This window comes from Psychrobacter sp. 1Y4, from assembly GCF_051847555.1.
On the sequence record NZ_JBPYDE010000366.1, the window covers coordinates 1 to 819 of the forward strand.

At 47.7% G+C, this 819-nt stretch carries 1 pseudogene; it reads left to right on the forward strand.

The features are described 5' to 3' along the window. Positions 1–588 (forward strand): annotated as a pseudogene (ispH, locus tag ACS8FC_RS16360) (4-hydroxy-3-methylbut-2-enyl diphosphate reductase); the annotation flags it as partial. Positions 589–819: the final 231 nt, after the last annotated feature.

The window sequence follows — 819 nt, forward strand, 5'->3', positions numbered from 1 at the left end:
CATCCAGAGGTCGAAGGTACGATGGGACGCTTCAATCGCCGCCATGGTGGGCAGATTCATCTGGTCGAAGATGAAGGCGATGTGGCCGCATTGACTGTACAAGATGCCGAACGTTTGGCATTTGTGACCCAAACGACCCTATCGATGGATGATACGGCTCGCGTGATTGATGCACTGCGTGAAAAGTTCCCTAGTATTCAAGGTCCCCGCAAAGACGACATCTGTTATGCCACCCAAAACCGCCAAGATGCGGTAAAAGATTTGGCCAGTCGCTGTGAAGTCGTTTTAGTCGTCGGCTCGCCAAACTCTTCAAACTCTAATCGTCTGCGCGAGCTAGCAGAGCGTATGAATTGCCGTGCTTATTTAATCGATAACGCTAGTGAGATGGATAAGCGTTGGTTGGATGGTGTGCAGAGTATCGGCGTGACCGCTGGTGCATCCGCGCCTGAAGTGTTGATCCAAGAAGTGTTGCAGCAGTTGCAGGACTGGGGTGGCGATCTACCTAGTGAGCTATCTGGTATTGAGGAAAACGTAACGTTCAGTCTGCCAAAAGCCTTACGGATTCCTGTCACCCAAGTTGGTAAGTAATTAGGACACGCCCTCGTATTTGTATGAATCGTCATTTATATGGATAAGCTCGCATGAAAGAACCAAAAGCCAGATTTGTATTGGCAGAAGCCACGCTCGCTGAAGTGAACAAGCAACTGAAACTCAATATGCTCGTCATGGTAGCAGTGGTCTTTGTACTGTTTATGAATATGATGAAGTTTATGGCAGAAAAAAGCGTTCTTTATGCTGTACTCGCAGTCATAATGATTT